19 protein-coding genes and 1 pseudogene are annotated in these 17376 nt (G+C 67.3%); 11 read left to right on the plus strand and 9 right to left on the minus strand.

Annotation, left to right across the window (positions count from 1 at the left end):
* Window positions 1–34: 34 nt before the first annotated feature.
* From MSG_RS13425 to MSG_RS13435, 3 genes are read left to right on the plus strand one after another with little or no spacing between them, the layout of a single operon-like run.
* Window positions 35–1891 (plus strand): fatty acyl-AMP ligase, encoded by a 1857-nt coding sequence (locus tag MSG_RS13425; protein ID WP_096440298.1) that lies wholly within the window; start codon window positions 35–37, stop codon window positions 1889–1891.
* A 36-nt stretch (window positions 1892–1927) separates the two neighbouring features.
* Window positions 1928–2599 carry a hypothetical protein gene (locus tag MSG_RS13430; protein WP_096440300.1) on the plus strand — a complete coding sequence of 224 codons (672 nt, stop codon included), beginning with the start codon at window positions 1928–1930 and terminating at the stop codon, window positions 2597–2599.
* 11 nt (window positions 2600–2610) lie between these two features.
* The gene (locus tag MSG_RS13435; RefSeq protein WP_096440301.1) at window positions 2611–3378 is read left to right on the plus strand and encodes a YqjF family protein; all 768 of its coding nucleotides are present in this window, start codon (window positions 2611–2613) and stop codon (window positions 3376–3378) included.
* A gap of 9 nt (window positions 3379–3387) precedes the next feature.
* On the opposite strand, the gene MSG_RS13440 is transcribed toward MSG_RS13435, so the two are convergent.
* Complete coding sequence (locus MSG_RS13440; RefSeq protein WP_096444466.1) at window positions 3388–4155, minus strand: SDR family oxidoreductase; 768 nt, start codon at window positions 4153–4155, stop codon at window positions 3388–3390.
* 56 nt (window positions 4156–4211) lie between these two features.
* On the opposite strand from MSG_RS13440, the gene MSG_RS13445 reads away from it, so the two are divergent.
* A complete protein-coding gene (locus tag MSG_RS13445) occupies window positions 4212–4688 on the plus strand; it encodes a nuclear transport factor 2 family protein (protein ID WP_096440303.1) in 477 nt (158 codons plus the stop codon).
* An 83-nt stretch (window positions 4689–4771) separates the two neighbouring features.
* Here MSG_RS13445 and MSG_RS13450 read toward each other — a convergent pair.
* Window positions 4772–4900, minus strand: a pseudogene (locus MSG_RS13450) (DJ-1/PfpI family protein); the annotation flags it as partial.
* Between the two features lie 155 nt (window positions 4901–5055).
* Here MSG_RS13450 and tpx point away from each other — a divergent pair.
* Both tpx and MSG_RS13460 read left to right on the plus strand, forming a co-directional pair.
* Window positions 5056–5550, plus strand: coding sequence for a thiol peroxidase (gene tpx, locus MSG_RS13455; RefSeq protein WP_096440305.1), 495 nt, complete (start codon window positions 5056–5058; stop codon window positions 5548–5550).
* Window positions 5551–5745: 195 nt separating this feature from the next.
* Window positions 5746–6057 (plus strand): DUF4333 domain-containing protein, encoded by a 312-nt coding sequence (locus MSG_RS13460; protein ID WP_232011017.1) that lies wholly within the window; start codon window positions 5746–5748, stop codon window positions 6055–6057.
* A gap of 45 nt (window positions 6058–6102) precedes the next feature.
* Here MSG_RS13460 and MSG_RS13465 read toward each other — a convergent pair whose 3' ends face one another.
* Entirely contained in the window at window positions 6103–7017 is a 915-nt protein-coding gene (locus MSG_RS13465; protein WP_258173979.1) for an NAD(P)H-dependent flavin oxidoreductase, read from the minus strand.
* A gap of 26 nt (window positions 7018–7043) precedes the next feature.
* Entirely contained in the window at window positions 7044–7424 is a 381-nt protein-coding gene (locus MSG_RS13470) for an NYN domain-containing protein (RefSeq protein ID WP_096444470.1), read from the minus strand.
* Between the two features lie 96 nt (window positions 7425–7520).
* On the opposite strand from MSG_RS13470, the gene MSG_RS13475 reads away from it, so the two are divergent.
* Window positions 7521–8705, plus strand: a complete 1185-nt coding sequence (locus tag MSG_RS13475; protein ID WP_096440309.1) for an acyl-CoA dehydrogenase family protein — start codon at window positions 7521–7523, stop codon at window positions 8703–8705.
* Window positions 8706–8714: 9 nt separating this feature from the next.
* Here MSG_RS13475 and MSG_RS25880 read toward each other — a convergent pair whose 3' ends face one another.
* From MSG_RS25880 to MSG_RS13495, 3 genes are all read right to left on the minus strand, one after another.
* Complete coding sequence (locus tag MSG_RS25880) at window positions 8715–9410, minus strand: PE domain-containing protein (protein WP_269458598.1); 696 nt, start codon at window positions 9408–9410, stop codon at window positions 8715–8717.
* 115 nt (window positions 9411–9525) lie between these two features.
* Window positions 9526–10347, minus strand: a complete 822-nt coding sequence (locus MSG_RS13490) for an alpha/beta fold hydrolase (RefSeq protein WP_096440313.1) — start codon at window positions 10345–10347, stop codon at window positions 9526–9528.
* 12 nt (window positions 10348–10359) lie between these two features.
* Window positions 10360–11388, minus strand: coding sequence for a cation diffusion facilitator family transporter (locus MSG_RS13495; RefSeq protein WP_096440315.1), 1029 nt, complete (start codon window positions 11386–11388; stop codon window positions 10360–10362).
* 61 nt (window positions 11389–11449) lie between these two features.
* Here MSG_RS13495 and MSG_RS13500 point away from each other — a divergent pair, with 61 nt between their 5' ends.
* Window positions 11450–12352: an NAD-dependent epimerase/dehydratase family protein gene (locus MSG_RS13500; protein WP_096440317.1), complete on the plus strand. Its 903-nt coding sequence runs from the start codon at window positions 11450–11452 to the stop codon at window positions 12350–12352.
* A gap of 25 nt (window positions 12353–12377) precedes the next feature.
* Here MSG_RS13500 and MSG_RS13505 read toward each other — a convergent pair whose 3' ends face one another.
* Window positions 12378–13661, minus strand: coding sequence for a hydroxyacid-oxoacid transhydrogenase (locus MSG_RS13505; RefSeq protein WP_232011018.1), 1284 nt, complete (start codon window positions 13659–13661; stop codon window positions 12378–12380).
* 212 nt (window positions 13662–13873) lie between these two features.
* On the opposite strand from MSG_RS13505, the gene MSG_RS13510 reads away from it, so the two are divergent.
* The gene (locus MSG_RS13510; RefSeq protein WP_096440321.1) at window positions 13874–15328 is read left to right on the plus strand and encodes an aldehyde dehydrogenase family protein; all 1455 of its coding nucleotides are present in this window, start codon (window positions 13874–13876) and stop codon (window positions 15326–15328) included.
* A gap of 69 nt (window positions 15329–15397) precedes the next feature.
* Here MSG_RS13510 and MSG_RS13515 read toward each other — a convergent pair whose 3' ends face one another.
* On the minus strand, window positions 15398–15652 hold the full coding sequence (locus MSG_RS13515) for a hypothetical protein (protein ID WP_096440323.1): 255 nt from the start codon (window positions 15650–15652) through the stop codon (window positions 15398–15400).
* A 208-nt stretch (window positions 15653–15860) separates the two neighbouring features.
* Between MSG_RS13515 and MSG_RS13520 the strand changes: the two genes are divergently transcribed.
* Both MSG_RS13520 and MSG_RS13525 read left to right on the plus strand, forming a co-directional pair.
* Entirely contained in the window at window positions 15861–16505 is a 645-nt protein-coding gene (locus tag MSG_RS13520) for an SOUL family heme-binding protein (protein ID WP_096440325.1), read from the plus strand.
* Window positions 16506–16514: 9 nt separating this feature from the next.
* Window positions 16515–17375 (plus strand): class I SAM-dependent methyltransferase, encoded by an 861-nt coding sequence (locus tag MSG_RS13525; protein ID WP_096440327.1) that lies wholly within the window; start codon window positions 16515–16517, stop codon window positions 17373–17375.
* Window position 17376 lies beyond the last annotated feature (1 nt).

Raw genomic sequence — 17376 nt, forward strand, 5'->3', positions numbered from 1 at the left:
AGGGCCACGGCCGGCGGGCACCTAGAATTCGGGTATGAATTACGGTCCCGCACAGGACTCCGTGGCTCCAAAAGGCCTGCTACTCATCGAGGATTGCCTGGATGCCGACGGCCAGATCGCGTTGCCGCCGGGCACCACCCTGATCTCTCTCATCGAGCGCAACGTCGCGAACGTCGGCGACACGACGGCTTATCGCTACCTGGACTACGCCCGCTCCGAGGGAACCGTCCTCGACGTGACCTGGGCCGAATTCGGCACCCGGCTGAAGGCCATCGGTGCGCGCGTGCAGCAGTTTGCCGGCGACCAGGACCGCGTCGCCATCCTGGCGCCGCAGGGCATCGACTACGTGGCCGGCTTCTACGCCGCGATCAAGGCCGGGTCCATCGCGGTACCATTGTTCGCTCCCGAACTGCCCGGTCACGCCGAGCGGCTCGAGACTGCGTTGCTGGACTCCCGGCCCGCCGCCGTGCTGACAACGGCCGCGGCCCAGGACGCGGTCGAGGGTTTCCTGGACACCGTCCCGCAACTGCCGAGACCGGACGTCATCGTCATCGACCGGGTGCCCGACTCCGAGGGCGAGTCGTTCGTCCCGGTCGAGCTGGACATCGATCGGGTTTCGCACCTGCAATACACCTCGGGCGCGACGCGACCGCCAGCCGGCGTGGAGATCACCCACCGGGCGGTGGGCACCAACCTGGTGCAGATGATCCTGTCGATCGACCTGCTCAACCGAAACACGCACGGCGTCAGCTGGTTACCGCTCTACCACGACATGGGGCTGTCGATGATCGGCTTCCCGGCCGTGTACGGCGGTCATTCCACGCTGATGTCGCCCACCGCGTTCGTGCGCCGGCCGCAGCGATGGATTCAGGCGCTGGCCGCCGGGTCGCGGGAAGGCCGCGTGGTGACCGCCGCCCCGAACTTCGCGTACGAATGGGCTGCGCAGCGCGGCATTCCCCCAGCCGGTGACGACGTCGATCTCCGCAATGTCGTGCTGATCATCGGCTCCGAACCGGTCAGCGTCGAGGCCATCGCGTCGTTCAACAAGGCGTTCGCCCCGTACGGCTTACCGCGCACGGCGTTCAAACCGTCGTACGGCATTGCCGAGGCGACGCTGATGATCGCCACGATCGACCACGATGCCGAGGCGACGGTCGCCTACTTCGACCGCGAACAGCTGGGCGACGGCCACGCGGTACGCGTCGCGGCGGATGCGGCCGATGCCGTGCCGCACGTGTCGTGTGGCCGGGTCGCTCGCAGCTTGTGGGCGGTGATCGTCGATCCGCAGACCGGCGCCGAATTGCCCGACGGACAGGTCGGCGAAGTGTGGCTGCAAGGCCACAACGTCGGTCGCGGCTACTGGGAACGGCCCGAGGAGACCGCGCTGACCTTCGGCGCCCGGCTGCGGTCACGACTGGCAGAGGGCAGTCACGCCGCGGGGGCGGCCGTCGACGGCGCGTGGCTGCGGACCGGCGATCTGGCCACCTATCTCGACGGCGAGCTCTATGTGGCCGGGCGGATCGCGGACCTGGTGGTGATCGACGGTCGCAATCATTACCCACAAGACATCGAGGCCACCGCGACCGAGGCCGCGGCGATGGTGCGGCGCGGCTACATCACGGCCTTCGCGGTGCCGGCCGAGGCGGCACCTGGTGGTGACGGCGCCGGCTCGCGGCTGGTGATCATCGCCGAGCGGGCCGCGGGCACCAGTCGCGACGATCCGCAACCGGCGATCGACGCGATCGCGACGGCGGTGTCGCGTCGCCACGGCTTGACCGTGTCCGACGTGCTTTTCCTGCCGGCGGGCGCGATCCCCCGGACCACCAGCGGCAAGCTGGCTCGCGTGGCCTGCCGCGCGCAGTACCTCAGCGGGGCATTGGGCGCGCATTAGCGGTCGTCGTTGACCGGTGACTGGCATCCTGGCCATGTGGGTGTGCTGATCCGGCTGACCGAGCTTCTCCTCGTGATCCTGCCGCTGGCGGGTGCGGTCGTCGCGGTGCTCCGAGCGTTGGGCACCAACAGGCGGCGCGCCGAACCTCCACGGGGCGACGTCGAGGCAAGAACCACGACGACATTGCCCGAGGGCGCCGAGAAGGATCACATCGCGCGATGGCAATCGCTGCGGCGCGTCATCGGCGAGCACCGCCAGACCGACGATCGTTGGCTCGAGTACGAACTTAACTTCGCCAAGCTGCTGGACTTTCCACTGATGACCGACATGCGCAATCCCCTCACGGTCGCCTTTCACAAGGCCAAGCTGCGCGCGGACCTGCTGCGCCCCGTCAAGGCCGAGGACCTGCTCGAAGACGCCGAGGCCGCCGACCGCTACTTGACCGCGGTCGCCGATTACGTGACCGCCTTGAACGCCGCCGAGACCGAGGCAAGGCGGCGGCGCCGCAGCGACTTCTCGCGGGACGACCAACAACGGATCGCCCGCGCCCAGAGCCTGTTGCGGGTGGCCTCGGATTCGGCGGCAGCGCCGCAAGAACGCCACAACGCCTACGACCTGGCCTGCAAAGAACTCGACGGCCTCGTCGTATTGCCGTCGGCGACGCAGGCCGACATCGAGCGTGGGATATCCGGCGAGCTAGAGGGATAGGCGATGCGCGCATGACGACACCCGATCCGCCGGCCGAATGGGCTGCGAGCCCGGACCTGGCGGGATTCCCGGTCACCGCGCCGGCGCTGCCCGGTCCGGTCACCATTGACCAGCGTTGGAGCCGGCTGACGTTCCTGCATTGGCCGGTGCGGCCGGCGAGCGTCGCCGACCTGTATCCGCCCGGTACCCGTCCGGATGTCTTCGCCGACGGCATGACCTACGTGGCGTTGGTGCCCTTCGTGATGACCAGCACCAAAGTCGGTGCCGCGCTGCCGCTTCCGTATTTCGGCAGCTTCCTGGAAACGAACGTCCGGCTGTATTCCGTAGACGACGCCGGCCGCCACGGCGTGTTATTCCGGTCGCTGGAGACCGCTCGCTTGGCCGTGGTGCCCGCCGTTCGGTTGGGCCTCGGGGTTCCCTACGCTTGGGCGCGGATGCGGCTGACCCGGCACGGCGACCAGTTCACGTACGACAGCGTGCGCAGGTGGCCGCACCACGGCCTGCGCAGCCGGCTGACCATCGCCGTCGGCGACATGGTCGAGCCGACCCCGCTCGAGGTCTGGCTCACCGCCCGCTGGGGTGCGCACACCCGCAAGGCCGGCCGGACCTGGTGGGTGCCCAACGAGCACGCCGCGTGGCCGTTGCGGGAGGCCCATGTCATCGAGCTCGGCGACGAGCTGGTCGCGGCCGGCGGAGTGCAACCCGCCGGCGACCGGTTGCGCGCGCTGTTCTCGCCGGGCGTACGGACGCGGTTCGGCCGGCCTTGCGTCGTGCGTTGACCGTGCCCGTCACGAACAGGTGTAGCCGCCGTCGATGACGACGTCGGAACCGGTCATATAGCTCGACGCGTCGCTGGCCAGGTAGAGGTACAGGCCGGTGAGTTCCTCGGGCCGGCCCATGCGGCCCAGCGGGATCTTCGGCTCCCACTGCGCGTGGTATTCGGTCAAGGGCTCTACAAGTTCGGTGCGGATGTAGCCCGGGCTGACGCTGTTCACCCGGATCTGATGCGGTGCGAGTTCCACGGCCATCGCTTTGGTCAGTTGGATGACAGCGGCCTTGGAGGCGCAGTAATGGCTCACCTGTTGCGGGGTATTGATGATGTGCCCGGACATCGAGGCGGTGGTGATGATGGCCCCGCCGCTGCCCTGTTCGACCATCGCCCTGGCCGCAGCCTGCGCGGTGAGGAACACGCCGGTCACATTGGTGTCTTGGATCTTCTGGAAGTCCTCGACCGACATGTCCAGCAGCGCAACGACATTGACGATGCCGGCGTTGCAGACGGCGATGTCGACGCCGCCCAGCTCGGCAGTCGCCAGGTCCAGCATGCGGGCGACCTGCTCGGGTTGGGTCACGTCGCAACTGATCGGCACGACGCGTCCGCCGGCCGTGCGAAGTTCCGCCGCGACGTCGTCGAGAACCGCGGGATGCCGCGCCGCGATGGCCACGTCGGCACCGGCTTGCAGGTAAGCCTCAGCAACTTTCTTGCCGATGCCGCTGGAGGCTCCGGTCACGAGAGCCCGCTTGCCGCGCAGGTCGAACAAGTCCAAGACGCTCATGAACATCCCTATCAGACGGGTCACATTCAACTGAAACACGTTTTAGTGTGTGCGTCATGGGCAAATTCAGCAGGGCCGAAATCGAGCAAGCTGTCGAGCACTACACAGCAGTCGCCGAAGGGTGCAGCACTTCGGGGGACTGGCGTCCCTTCGCCGATCTGTTCACCGAAGACGTCGTCTACATCGAACACCACTACGGCGTCTTCCACGGTCGCGAGGCCGTGCGAGACTGGATTGTTGCGGTGATGGCGCCATTTCCGCACATGCGTTTCCCCAGTGACTGGATTGCCTACGACGACGACAACGACGCCGTCGTCATCATGATCAAGAACCTGCTCGACCACCCGACCGATCCCAACGGTGAACCATTCTGGTTCCCGAACTGGACGCGCCTCGTGTACGCCGGCAACGGCCTGTTCTCCAGTGAGGAAGACATCTACAACCCCAACCGCGACGCGCCCAGGGTGGTGGGTGCGTGGCTGCAGGCCGGCGGTCAGCTCCAGTCGACCGAGATCCTGCAGCCGGGCGCCTAACCAAGACGACGAGAGCGGCAGCCGCCCTGATCGCGAATCGCACTGGCCGGAAACAGGGCCTCGTCAGGCCTTGCCGAGTGGGGTCACCTGGCCGACGCGAACCGCTTTCCCCGCCGCGACCGGACCGCGGTCAGCGCCTGCTCCCACGCCAACATCGTCGTGGCCTTAAGGTTAGCCGGCTTGGCGCTGTCCTTCGACAACAGCGCGGTCGAGGGCCTGCACGCCGGGAAAGCCGACGATAACGACCTGGCGAGGCATGGGTTCAGTGTTGGCCACATCAGGGCATGTCGTCTACGCCTAGTGCCCCACTAATTAGGACATTGGACCTGACCCCGGGGCCCCGAGCACGTATTGGCAGACTGTGCCCATGGCACAGATAACCTTGCGTGGAAACCCGATCAACACTGTCGGCGAGCTTCCTGCCGTCGGATCTAAAGCCCCAGCCTTCAGCCTGACCGGCACGGACCTGAGCGCGGTCAGCAGCGACCAATTCAGCGGCAAATCCGTGCTGCTGAACATCTTCCCGTCGGTGGACACGCCGGTGTGCGCGACGAGCGTGCGGAGGTTCAACGAGCGCGCGGCCGGCGGCGGCGCGACCGTGGTAAACGTGTCGAAGGATCTTCCGTTCGCGCAGAAGCGATTCTGTGGCGCCGAGGGCATCGAGAACGTCACGACGGCCTCCGCGTTCCGGGACAGCTTTGGCGAGGACTACGGCATCACGATCGCCGACGGCCCGATGGCCGGGCTGCTCGGCCGGGCCGTCGTGGTGATCGGCGCCGACGGCAATGTTGCCTACGCGCAACTGGTTCCGGAGATCGCCGAAGAGCCCGATTACGAAGCGGCGCTCGCCGCGCTGGGCTGAACTTCAGCCCCAGGCCGGCGTCAGCGTGCGCCGGATATCGCGCAGCCATCGGCGGTAACTGTGGTGCGGCCCCGCAGCGGGTTGCTCCGAAACGCTCCGATGGACTCTGAGCTGTGGCGGCGGCGCTTTCCCGTGTTAGCCTTGCGATCCCAGCCGAGTGAGCCTGCCGCTCGGAGAACAAGGAATGAGCGCGCGATGATGCGTATCGCCCAGGTCGCGGCGGCGGCCGTCATCGTCAGCTCGATGGCCGTGCTGTCGGTCGGCTGCAGCAGCAAAGCAACGGTCAAACCCGACGGAGCGGCGCGGTCGGTCGTCGACGTCGTGTCCAGGCAGACTGGCTTCAAACCCACCGACGTGCACTGCCCCGACGGCGTGGAGGCCAAGGTGGGTGCGCAGTTCGACTGCCACTTCACCGGGCCCGAGGGCAAGGCCTACGTCGCCAACATGAAGATCACCAAGATCACCGGTGACAACGTCGAATTCGACGTCAATACCCATCAGAGCTAGCGCCGCGTGGTCGATCGTGCGGCGGCCCGATACCCCCGAAAATCGTTACAGCTCATCGGCCCCGAGCCGCCGGGCCGTGGCGGTCAGCACCTCGCAGCAACCGGTCCACATCCGCTCGATGATGTCGGCGGCCGGCGGGAGGTCGTCGATGCGGCCCGCGACCTGACCGGTGTTGGCGACGCTGGCGTCCATGTCCCCGTCGAAGTAGAGTCGCTGAACCCGCTGCAGCGCGGCACCGCCTTCCGCGAAAGGTCCGGAAACGTCCAGCCTTTCGGCGGCCTGGGTCCGGATCACCCGCATCATCCGTTTGCCGTCGAGGGGGAGTAGCACCGTCGAGGTTTCGTCGGCGTCGACCACGGCTTGTTTGAGATTGCCGTGCACCGGCGAATCCGCCGACGCCAGCAATCGGGTGCCCATCTGGACCGCCTCCGCGCCGAGCACGAAGGCGGCGGCCATGGACGCGGCATCGCAAATCCCGCCCGCCGCGACGATCGGGACGTCCACCTGCGCGGCCACCAAGGGGAGCAGCACCATCGTCGAAGCACCGAATCGGTTCTTGAAGCCGCCGCCCTCGACGCCCTCGACCACCAACCCGTCGACCCCGGCGTCGACCGCCTTCCTGGCCGCCGCCAGCGTGCCCACCACGTGGAACACGGTGATGCCCGCATTGTGCAGCCGATCGATGAACAACGATGGATCACCGGCCGAGGTCGTCACGAACCGAATGTCGTTGGCGACAAGCAGATCCACCACCGCGGGATCGCGGTTGAACATCAGCGCGATGTTGGCACCGACGGGGCCGTCGGTGAGGTCGCGCACCCGGCGCAGATCGGCCCGCCCTCGGTCAGAGGTGGTCTCGATGATGCCCAACGCCCCGGCGTTGGACACCGCCGCCGCGAGCTGGGCTCCGGCGATATAGGTCATCGGTGCCTGAATGATCGGGATGTCGATCCGGGCCAGGGCGCAGACCCGGTTGGCGGTCCCGGTCACCGGCCGCGCGGATCGACGAGGTCCCGAAAGCTTTCCGCGGGAACGACCGCCGCGCCCCGGCTGCGCACCCGGTCGGCCAGCAGCTTGTCCGATGTCACGACCCGAATATCGGGTGCGCTGTCGGCGGCGTGGACCAGCCGCACGATCTCGTCGTCGGCCGAATTCGCCGCCGCCCGTGGCGCATGCGCCACCTCGACCACCGACGACGAAATGGCCGGGGTCGGCGGCCGCTCAAACACCACGGTCACCGCGTCCCCTCGAGCCAACGCCCATTGGTCCAGCCTCTCCACCAACGTGGCCATCGCACGGTTGCGGTCCTTCCACCAGCCGTCGGGGCGACTGCCAATCACATTCATACCGTCGACGATCCACCACACCCACCCACCGTAGAACCAGACGTCGATTTCGCGGCTAGACACTTTGGGCAATTGGTACGGTCACGGATATCAATGTCCTCGACAGGGAGAGCGCCAATGACGTCGTTAGCCGACACGGATGACCGGGTCGTTTCACTGGCCCGCGGCATGCGCGAACTCGTGGGCGCCCAAGCCGCGGAGTGCGAGCGGATTCGCACCCTGACCCCGGCGGTGGTCGAGGAGATGTGGTCCAGCGGGCTGATGTCGGCGTTCAACCCCACGGTCGCTGGAGGAGTCGAGCCATCGTTTGCCCAGATGATCGAGACATGGATCGAAATGGCTTGGCAGGACGGCTCGTTCGGATGGGTCGGCATCGCCAACCTGCCTTCCTCGTTCGCCGCGGCCGCCTATATGTCCGACGAGGGCTTCGCCGAGGTCTTCACCGCCCACGACAATCACGTCACGATGGGCGGCCAATTCTTTCCCAACGGGCAGGGCACGGTCGTCGACGGCGGGTATCTGTTGAACGGCGCGTGGAGCTTCGGCTCGGGCATCGGGCACGCCGAGTACATCGCGGCGGGATTCCTGCCGCTGGACAACGGCGAGATGCGCTGGATCTCCGAAGGACTACCCGAGATGCATGTGGCCGTGCTGCCGCGCGAGCAGGTCAGCTTCAACGACGGCTGGCACGTGCAGGGGCTCAAGGGAACCGGTTCCTACGACTACAGCGTGACCGATGTGTTCGTCCCGGCCAGCCGCACCTTCGAACTGTTCACCCGTGCGCCACGCCGCGGTAGCTCGCCGGCCACTCGGATGGGGCTGATGCCAGTCACCGCGGCCGGTCACGCGTCGTGGGCACTGGGCGTGGCCAAGAGCATGCTCGACGACGTACAGGAGCTGGCCGCCACGAAGTTCCGGATGAGTGACATGGCGTCGCTGGCCAGCCGCCCCACGTTCCAGAAGGGGCTAGCACACCATCGCGCCGCCTGGCGCGCCGCGCGCCTGCTGGTGCTCGATGCGTTCACCACCGGCGAGGCGGCGGTCGCGGCGGGCGAAGATCTCACGCCCGGTCTGCGCGCCGACATGCGCGTCGCGGCCGTCTACGCGACCGACATCGCGCGCAGCTGCGCCGAGTGGGCCCACCTGGTCGCGGGTACCAGCTCGATCCGCGAGGGCAGCCGCCTCGAGCGCGCCTTCCGCGACATCTACACCGGAACCCAGCACGCCTTCATCAGCGAGAAGGTTGCGATCGACGCGGCGCAGATATGGCTGGGCATCATCGAGGATCAGCCCGGACTGTAAGCCGTCCGCTCAGATCAGCTCTTCACCGGGCGGCTTGCCCGCGGCATCCTCGGCGGCGGGCTGATCGTCGCCCGCCAGCGAAGCGGGCACCGCCGCCGCCGCACTGCCGCCCGTCGCGCTCGCGCCGCCCATCGACGTCATCGAGCTGAGCGAGCTCAGCGGCGCGCTGGCGGCACCGACCACCGTCGATGCGGCGCCCATGGCGCCGGAGATCGTGGTCCCCGTGGGACTCGCGGCGGCGGGAGCAGCCACGGCCGGTGCCGTCACCGCGCCCTCGACCAGGTTGGCCATCAGCGGCGTTCGCGCCGCCGTTCCGGCCGCACCGGGAAGTGTCTCGGCGCGCAGCAGCCTGCCGCTGGAAGCCGAGGCGAACCCGGCGGCTTCGACGAGGCTGGTCTCCATGGCATTGGCTTGCAGAGCGCTGGCCGCGGTCGCGTCGGTCTGCGCGTACATGCGGGCGACGTCCACAACCGCCGCGCCGGCTTTGGCGAGCTCCTGCTGGGCGGCGGTGTTGGCGGCGAGCGCCGATTCGGCCGCCGCTCCGAACGCCAGCGAGGCCATGATCGAGATCTCTTCGGCTCCCGCGGGTGCCAGGGCCGTGATCGCCGGCGCCGCCGCGGCACCGGCGGCGACCGCAGCGACGCTCATCTCGATCAACTGTGCACCGATTACCGCAGCGGCCGGATCGTGCGACATGGTTGTCATGTGCGTCCTGCTCCTCGGGACTACCGCCGTCAACTCGGGTCCAGCTTTGCTAGGCGGATGAGTCGATTCTACCGAGGCGGATCAGCTGCCGAGCTCACGTTTTATCGACTGCCCGTCACAGGTGTCTCAGCAGGCGCGCGGCGAACGTCTCGGGATGCTCTCGGTGCATGAAATGGCCGCCGGGGACCTCCTCGACGAGGTATTCATTGTCGAACATTCGGGCGGCCCGCCGGTAGTCCGATGGTTCGGCGACCGGGTCGTCGAGTCCCGCAAACACCACTGTCGGCACGGTGATTCGCGCCCTCAGCGATGCGCTCGGGACCGGGGAAAGCTTCCGGTAATAGCCGAATGCCGCGTTCAGGCTCACGGGGTCCGCGAAGCTTGCACGCACGGCATCGAACTCGGACGGATCGGGGTTCCAGGTCGGGGACCAACGCCGATAGATTGCGGGCAGCGCGGCGAAATCGTTGTGCGCGAAGCGGTTCGGCGCGCCCGGCAGCTTGTAGGCGGCGAAGTGGCGAACCCCCCACAGCTTCTTCAAGGTGGGTTTGAGCGTCCCGGGGTGCGGAATTGCAAGAACGATGAGCTTTTTGACGCGGTCGGGCCCCAGCGCCGCCGCGCCATAGGCCGCCGAAGCTCCCCAGTCGTGGCCGATGACGACCGCGTCGTCGGCACCCAACGCCTCGATCAGGGCGAGCGGGTCACGCGCCAACGTCTCCTGATCGGGGTCGCGGTCGGGAATGCCGCTGGGACGATACCCCCGCATGAACGGGCTGACCGCGCGGTAGCCGGCAGCGGCGATGCGTGGGCGCACATCATCCCAGCTGTGGGCCGTGTCCGGGAACCCGTGCAGCATCAGCACGAGGGGACCGGAGCCCTCCTCGAGATAGGCGAATCTCAGCCCGCTGGCATCGACGTAGTGAATGTCATCGGCCATGCCTCGCAGACCTTACGCCGATGCTGCGACTTCGGGGCTGTCGACGTCCGCGTGCTGGGCGGGGTAGGCGTGGATCAGCGCGCTGGTGAGCTTCGGGACGGCACGGGTGAGGTGGTGTTCGGCCTCATGGGCGATGCGGTGTGCCTGCGCCAGATTCAGTGTGGGGTCGACGTCGAGTTCGGCGTCGGCATGAAGGCGATGCCCGATCCAGCGCATCCGCACACTGCGCACCGCGTGGACGCCGGGCTGGGCGGCCAACACGTGCTCGGCGATGTCGACCGTCGCGGGATCCACGCCGTCGAGCAACCGGCGGAACACGTCGCGAACCGTGGTTCGCAGCACGGCCAGGATCGCGACCGTGATGACCAATCCGATGACCGGGTCAGCCAGCGGAATGCCCAGCGCCGCGCCGCCGGCCGACAGCAGCACCGCCAGGGAGGTGAAGCCGTCGGTACGCGCGTGCATGCCGTCGGCCAGCAGGGCAACTGAGCCGACGTGGCGCCCGACCCGAATCCGGTAGAGGGCCACCCATTCGTTGCCGAGGAAGCCGATCAGACCCGCCACGGCGACCCAGCCGATGTGGACGATCGGCTGCGGGTGGATCAAGCGGCGGACCGCCTCGTACCCGGCAACGATCGCCGACAGGGCGATCATCGCGACCACGAACAGTCCGGCCAGATCCTCCGCGCGGCCCAGGCCGTAGGTGTAGCGCGGCGTCGCGGCCTTCGTGCTCAGTACGAACGCGACCCATAGCGGCGCCGCCGTCAGCGCGTCGGAGAAGTTGTGGATGGTGTCGGCGGCCAACGCCACCGACCCCGAGACGATCACGACGACGATCTGCGCGACCGCCGTCAGCGCGAGCACCACCAGGCTGATCTTGACCGCGCGGATCCCGGCGGCACTGGATTCCAGCGCGTCGTCGACGCTGTCGGCCGCGTCGTGCGAATGCGGCCCGAAGATCTCGCGGATGACGCCACGCAGCCCGTGCGGGTGATGGTGCCCACGGCTGTGGACGTGCCCCGGGTGGCTATCTGCATGCATACGCAGATAATAAGTCAACAAACCGTCCTACGCCCGCCGAACCGTCGCATACCATCAGCGCATGCGCGGCTCGAAGATATTGATCACCGGTCCCACCGGGCAGGTTGCCACCCCCATCGCCGAGGCGCTGGCAGCCGAGAACGAGGTGTGGGGCATCGCCCGCTTCACCAACCCCGCAGTCCGGGACAGCCTGGAGAAGGCGGGCGTGCGGTGCCAGGCCGTCAACTTGTCGGCAGGCGACTTCACCGGGCTGCCAGACGATTTCGAATATGTCATCAACCTGGCGGTGGCCAAGAGCGGGGACTGGGAAAAAGACCTCGGGGCCAATGCCGAGTCGGTCGGCCTGCTGATGGCGCACTGCCGCACAGCGAAGGCGTTCCTGCACTGTTCGTCGGGGGCGGTGTACGACCCGCCAGGCGACGAGCCCCGCACCGAGCTCGCAGCTTTGGGCGACAACCACAAACCGCTGTTCCCGACCTACTCGATCTCCAAGATCGCCGGCGAGGTCGTGGCACGCACCATGGCCCGCGTTCTCGATCTGCCCACCATCATCGCCCGGCTCAACGTCCCCTATGGCGACAACGGCGGCTGGCCGTTCTATCACATGGAGATGATGCTGGCCGGGATCCCGATTCCGGTCCCGGCGGGCGGCGCGGCCCGCTACAACCCGATTCACGAAGACGACATCATCGCGACCATTCCGAAGCTGCTCGAGGCGGCGTCGGTTCCGGCGACCACGGTCAACTGGTGCGGTGAGCAGACTGTGAGCCTGCAGGAGTGGTGCGGCTACCTGGGCTCGCTGGTCGGCAAGGAGCCGGTCTTCGAGGAGAGCGCGCAGGCGCTGCGCGGCAATCCCACCGACCCCGCCCGCATGCACGAACTCGTCGGCACGACCACCGTCGACTGGCGCGACGGCTTCCGCCGGATGGCGGTCAAGTTCCACCCGGAGCTGGTCGGCGCGTAACCAATCCCGTTGGGGCAGTCGGTAATCACCAGTAGCGCAGCGCCCGGCGGAACAGTTCGGCAAGCACCGGTTTGGTCATCTCACGCGGGGCGTTCTGCAGCAGCCGCTGCTGCGGAAAGGCGCCGTCGGTCAGCGCCGCGACGTCGTCGTCGGTGTAGCCCACGCCGCTGAGCCCGTTGGGCATGTCGACCGCACGCATGATCCGGATGAGCTCCGTCGCGAGCACCTCGCCGGCATCGTCGGGGCCGGCGTCGCGGGTGTCCGCGCCGAGCAGCGCGGCGGCCTGCAGGTGCCGCTCCGGGCTCACCTCCGCGGTGAACCGGAAGACCGCGGGCGCGTTGACGATGACCGACATGCCGTGCGGCACGAGCGGCTCGTCGGCCGGGTAACCCGGCGGGTGGAAGTCGCGAACCAGGCCGGCGACCGCGTACGCCATGCCGTGCGGGGCGTGCACGCCCGCGTTGCCGAAGGCGATCCCCGCCAGCGTCGCGGCCCACATCATCTGCTCGCGGGCCACGCCGTTCGTGGCGTCGCGGACGGCCGCCTCTAGGTTCTCGCCCAGCACTCGCAGTGCCTCACGGCAGCCCAGGTCGCTCCACGGGTTGGCGCCCTGGCTCATCGGACGCAGGTGGGGACGCGGGGGAGCCGGCCGGTGCACGTAGGGCCGAGCGGTATACGACTCCAGGGCGTGCGACAGCACGTCGAGGCCCGCGGCGGCGACGACCCCGGCGGGCAGGGTGGCGGTGCAGTCGGGATCGACGAGGGCTTCGGTGGGGCGCAACGCGTTGGCCGCGATGCCCGTCTTGGCTGCCATCGACAGCAGGTCGAAGATCGCGATACCGGTGACCTCGCTGCCGGTGCCCGCAGTCGTGGGGCACGCGATGTGCGGCTTAAGCGGCCCGGGGATGGGCTTAGCCTCGCCGATCGGCGCATTGACATAGGTGAGTAGGTCCGCGGGATGGGTGGCGAACAGGTTGGCGGCCTTACACGTATCGATGACAGAGCCGCCGCCAAGTGAGACATAGCCGTCGGGGGCAGCCTCTTGCGCGAACCGCGCCGCCGCCGCGAACGACGCATCGGTGGGCTCGACGTGCACGTCGGTGTAGCTGACCACGTCCAATCCAGCGGCTGTCAGCGAGTCGCGCGCGGTCGCGAAGATTCCGAGTTCGGCGACGGCGGCATCGGAGAACAGCGCTACCCGCCGCATTCCCAGTGCGCTGGCCCGGTCGCCCAACTCGGCCAGGCACCCGCGTCCGAACGTTATCCGGGAGGAGTCGACGGTGAAGGCTTCATCGCAGCCCTGCGCCACGGCAGGAAAATCGCAGCACCCCATTCGTCTATCAAAGCCCGCCAGGCGCCGGCGCGGGACGGCGGCTTGCCGAAATCGTTCTCCACCACGCGGCTCTTGGCGGCGCGGACGCCAAGACCTTGACCCCGCGCCGCCCGCGATGCTAAGCAGGTGCTCAGCACTCGACGGATCGGGCGTGTGTGCCCAACGGCGGGCGATCGGGAAGGGATCGGATGAGTCTGCAGGCAGTATTGGATGACCTGACAAAGCGCTCGGGCTCGGGCGAGGCCATTCCGATCATCAACCCCGCGACCGAAGAACAGATCACCGAATTCACCGACTGCGGCGAAGACGCGGTCAACGAGGCCGCGGCGCGGGCGAAGGCCACCTTCGCCTCGGGTGTCTGGTCCGATCTTCCTGGTCGCGAGCGGGCCAAGATCTTGTGGCGAATCGGGGACCTGATCGACGAGCACGCGGAGGAGTTCGCGCGACTCGACTCGCTCAACACCGGCATGCCCCTGATGCAGGCACAGTTGCAGATGTCGACGTGTTCCGAGTTCTTCCGCTATTACGCGGGGTGGTGTTCGAAGATCAACGGCGTCGCGTACGACGTGAAGACCGACGGCATTGCGACCGACACGTACGTGAACATGCACGCCTACACGCTCAAAGAGCCATACAGCGTGGTGGGTCTGATCTTCCCGTGGAACGGCCCGATCTTCAACGCGAGCGCGAAGCTTGCCCCAGCCCTGGCCGCCGGGGGCAGCCTGCTGGTCAAGCCCGCCGAAGAGACGCCGCTGTCGGCGGTGTTGCTGGACAGGCTCATTGACGAAGCCGGCGTCCCCGAGGGTGTCGTCAACCTGCTGACCGGATACGGGCACACCGCGGGCGCCGCGATCACCGCACATCCCGACGTGCAGAAGGTCGCCTTCACCGGCTCGACCGAGGTCGGCAAGGCGATCGTGCGGGCGTCGGCGGACAACCTGAAAAAGGTCACGCTCGAACTCGGCGGCAAGTCGCCGGTGCTGATCTTCGACGACGCCGATCTGGACAAGGCCATCATGATGGCGTCGTTGGGTATCTTCGTGCACTCCGGCCAGGGCTGCGTGTGCGGGTCGCGAATCTTCGCTCAACGCGGGGTCTTCGATCGGGTCGTGGAAGGCATCGCGGGGATGGCGAACATGTTCAAGCTGGGCGCCCCCGGTGAGGAAGGCTGCGTCAGCGGCCCGCTGATCAGCCAGAAGCAGCTGACCCGGGTCATGGGCTACATCGACGAGGGCAAGAAGGGCGGCGTCGACGTGGTGGCCGGCGGCTACCGCCTGGACCGCAAGGGCTACTTCGTCCACCCGACGGTGCTCACCAACGTCGACCCGGGCATGCGGCTATACCAGGAGGAGATCTTCGGGCCGGTGGTCAGCATTCTGCCGTTCGACGACGAGGACGAGGCTGTGGCGCTGGCCAACGACACCACCTACGGCCTGGCGGCCACCGCCTGGACGGAAAACCTCGGCCGGGCGCACCGGGTCATGAAGCGGTTGCAGGCCGGCAGTGTCCAGGTGAACTGCCAGCTGGTGTTCGACCACGACGTGCCGTTCGGCGGCTACAAGCAGTCCGGTTGGGGTCACGAGTTCGGCAAAGAGGGCCTCGAGATCTACCTCAAGACGAAGTCGGTCTGGGCCCAGCTCTAACCCCCGTGGCACAGCGGAAGGCTCCGAACCCCAATGGGTTTCGGAGCCTTCCGCCGGTGGGCGACTGCGTCAAGATCCTTTGTTGTACCGGGTCAGAAACCCGACGGACGCGATCGCCGCGGCGGTACCGATCACGCCCCACAGCACGATCTGGAACGCCATCGCGCCGAAGTACCAGCCAAATGTCATTCCGATGTAGAGCATCCAGATCAGCCGGAAAAAGCTCCACACCGCAACCAGGCCGGTGCTGATCCCCACGTACAGGCAGCGCTGCCGGTCGACGCGGTTGATCTGCTCTTGGATGCTGCTCGGCACGATGTTCATTTGCTGACTTCCTTTCCTGGGCGCACCGCCTCGCTGGCGGCGTCGTTGGGACCAGTACAGCCAGCCGGATCGGCTACCGATCCCAAGAACTCCCGCACCACGACGAAGCGCGTTATCCGTCATCGGCGCAAGGGCAAGAGTCGGGCGGCCCGGCCGTTGGGGAATGACCTCACTTGCGTCGCCGGGGTGCAGGTGGGTCAATGCACATATGAATCCGTTCAGGCTCGCCGAGCAGCTCGCCGAATCGATCTTGGCGGTGGGTGGCATCCGGATCGGTACCGAAGAGGCGAAGTACACCCACAGTGCCCTAACCGGCACCGTCGAGATACGTCGCTATGGTCCTAGGATTGCCGCCGAGACGCTCGTCGACGCCGACGAAAACCGGGCACGCGAAGTGGGGTTCCGACGATTGGCGGGATACATATTCGGTGGCAATGGGCGCGATCAATCGATCGCGATGACGGCGCCGGTCAGCCAACAATCGAGCCGGCGCGGCGCGCAGATCGCGATGACCGCACCCGTGACCCAGTCGGTCGGCGCCGAGACCGGTTGGACAATAAGGTTTTTCATGCCCGCCAAGTGGACGATGGAAACCCTTCCCAAACCAAACGATGACCAGGTTCGGCTCGTCACGGTGCCGCCCGTGACCGTGGCCGTGCTGCGATTCAGCGGCGACCGCAGCCCCGAGGCGGTCGCCGCTCGCACCGACGAGCTGCTGAAAATACTGCAGGGCAGAGGCATCGAGACCACCGGAGAGGCTCAGGCCTGGTTCTACGATCCACCCTGGACGCTACCGATGCGGCGCCGCAACGAGGTCGCGATTCCGATCGATCCGGCGTCGGCACCAGCGTAGTCGCCCGGCATGGAACGTCATGGCAGCCCCTTCGTCGTCGCGACCGGCAACCAAAATGTGGATGCCACGCTGCTGACGGGTGTCTCGAAAACGGCGCTGCTGACCCTCTACGGCAGGGCATACCAGGCCCGGCACCCCGACCCGATCATCGACGATCCGATGGCCATCGAGGCGGTAGCATCCCTCGATTTCGACTTCGAGAAGTTCGGGCGCAGGGGCCAGGAGATGGCGCTGCGCTCACTTGCCGTCGATCAGTGTGCGATCGAATACCTCGCCATGCGGCCCGGGGCGACCGTCGTCGCGCTTGGCGAAGGTCTGCAGACTTCCTTCTGGCGGCTGGACCGCGCCCTGCCCGACCCACAATTCAGTTGGCTGTCGGTGGATTTGCCTGCGGTCATCGACCTGCGACAGCGCCTGCTGCCGAAATCCCCGCGGATCACCCATCTCGCGCAGTCGGCCCTCGACTACAGCTGGATCGAGAAGGTCGACGCCGCAAACGGCGTTTTCGTCACCGCCGAAGGACTGCTGATGTACCTGCAGCCCGACGAAGCGCTGGGACTGATCGCCCAGTGCGCCAAGCGGTTTCCGGGCGGCCGAATGTTCTTCGATCTCCCTCCGACCATCGTCAAGAAGGTCGCGCGCAGGGGGCTGCGTTCGTCCAAGCACTACCGGGTTCCGCCGATGCCGTTCAGCCTCTCGATAGGTCAACTGAGAAAGCTTGCGGATACCGTGCCCGGAATCGTTGCGATGCACGATGTTCCGATGCCCGCGGGACGGGGGTTGTTCTTCGGTAAGCTGTACCCCGCGTTCTGGCGCTTCCCGCCGACCAAGCCCTATCGCGGCGTCTTCGCGATGCTCGAATTCGGCTGAT

This window comes from Mycobacterium shigaense, assembly GCF_002356315.1.
GTDB classification, from domain to species: domain Bacteria; phylum Actinomycetota; class Actinomycetes; order Mycobacteriales; family Mycobacteriaceae; genus Mycobacterium; species Mycobacterium shigaense.

Coding starts and splice junctions, on each gene's coding strand:
- MSG_RS13500 (WP_096440317.1), top strand. CDS start 11,450: ATGCGCGGCTCGAAGATATTGATCACCGGTCCCACCGGGCAGGTTGCC.
- MSG_RS13460 (WP_232011017.1), top strand. CDS start 5,746: ATGATGCGTATCGCCCAGGTCGCGGCGGCGGCCGTCATCGTCAGCTCG.
- MSG_RS13475 (WP_096440309.1), top strand. CDS start 7,521: ATGACGTCGTTAGCCGACACGGATGACCGGGTCGTTTCACTGGCCCGC.
- MSG_RS13520 (WP_096440325.1), top strand. CDS start 15,861: ATGAATCCGTTCAGGCTCGCCGAGCAGCTCGCCGAATCGATCTTGGCG.
- MSG_RS13515 (WP_096440323.1), bottom strand. CDS start 15,652: ATGAACATCGTGCCGAGCAGCATCCAAGAGCAGATCAACCGCGTCGAC.
- MSG_RS13525 (WP_096440327.1), top strand. CDS start 16,515: ATGGAACGTCATGGCAGCCCCTTCGTCGTCGCGACCGGCAACCAAAAT.
- MSG_RS13435 (WP_096440301.1), top strand. CDS start 2,611: ATGACGACACCCGATCCGCCGGCCGAATGGGCTGCGAGCCCGGACCTG.
- MSG_RS13490 (WP_096440313.1), bottom strand. CDS start 10,347: ATGGCCGATGACATTCACTACGTCGATGCCAGCGGGCTGAGATTCGCC.
- MSG_RS13440 (WP_096444466.1), bottom strand. CDS start 4,155: ATGAGCGTCTTGGACTTGTTCGACCTGCGCGGCAAGCGGGCTCTCGTG.
- MSG_RS13445 (WP_096440303.1), top strand. CDS start 4,212: ATGGGCAAATTCAGCAGGGCCGAAATCGAGCAAGCTGTCGAGCACTAC.
- MSG_RS13425 (WP_096440298.1), top strand. CDS start 35: ATGAATTACGGTCCCGCACAGGACTCCGTGGCTCCAAAAGGCCTGCTA.
- MSG_RS13495 (WP_096440315.1), bottom strand. CDS start 11,388: ATGCATGCAGATAGCCACCCGGGGCACGTCCACAGCCGTGGGCACCAT.
- MSG_RS25880 (WP_269458598.1), bottom strand. CDS start 9,410: ATGACAACCATGTCGCACGATCCGGCCGCTGCGGTAATCGGTGCACAG.
- MSG_RS13510 (WP_096440321.1), top strand. CDS start 13,874: ATGAGTCTGCAGGCAGTATTGGATGACCTGACAAAGCGCTCGGGCTCG.
- tpx (WP_096440305.1), top strand. CDS start 5,056: ATGGCACAGATAACCTTGCGTGGAAACCCGATCAACACTGTCGGCGAG.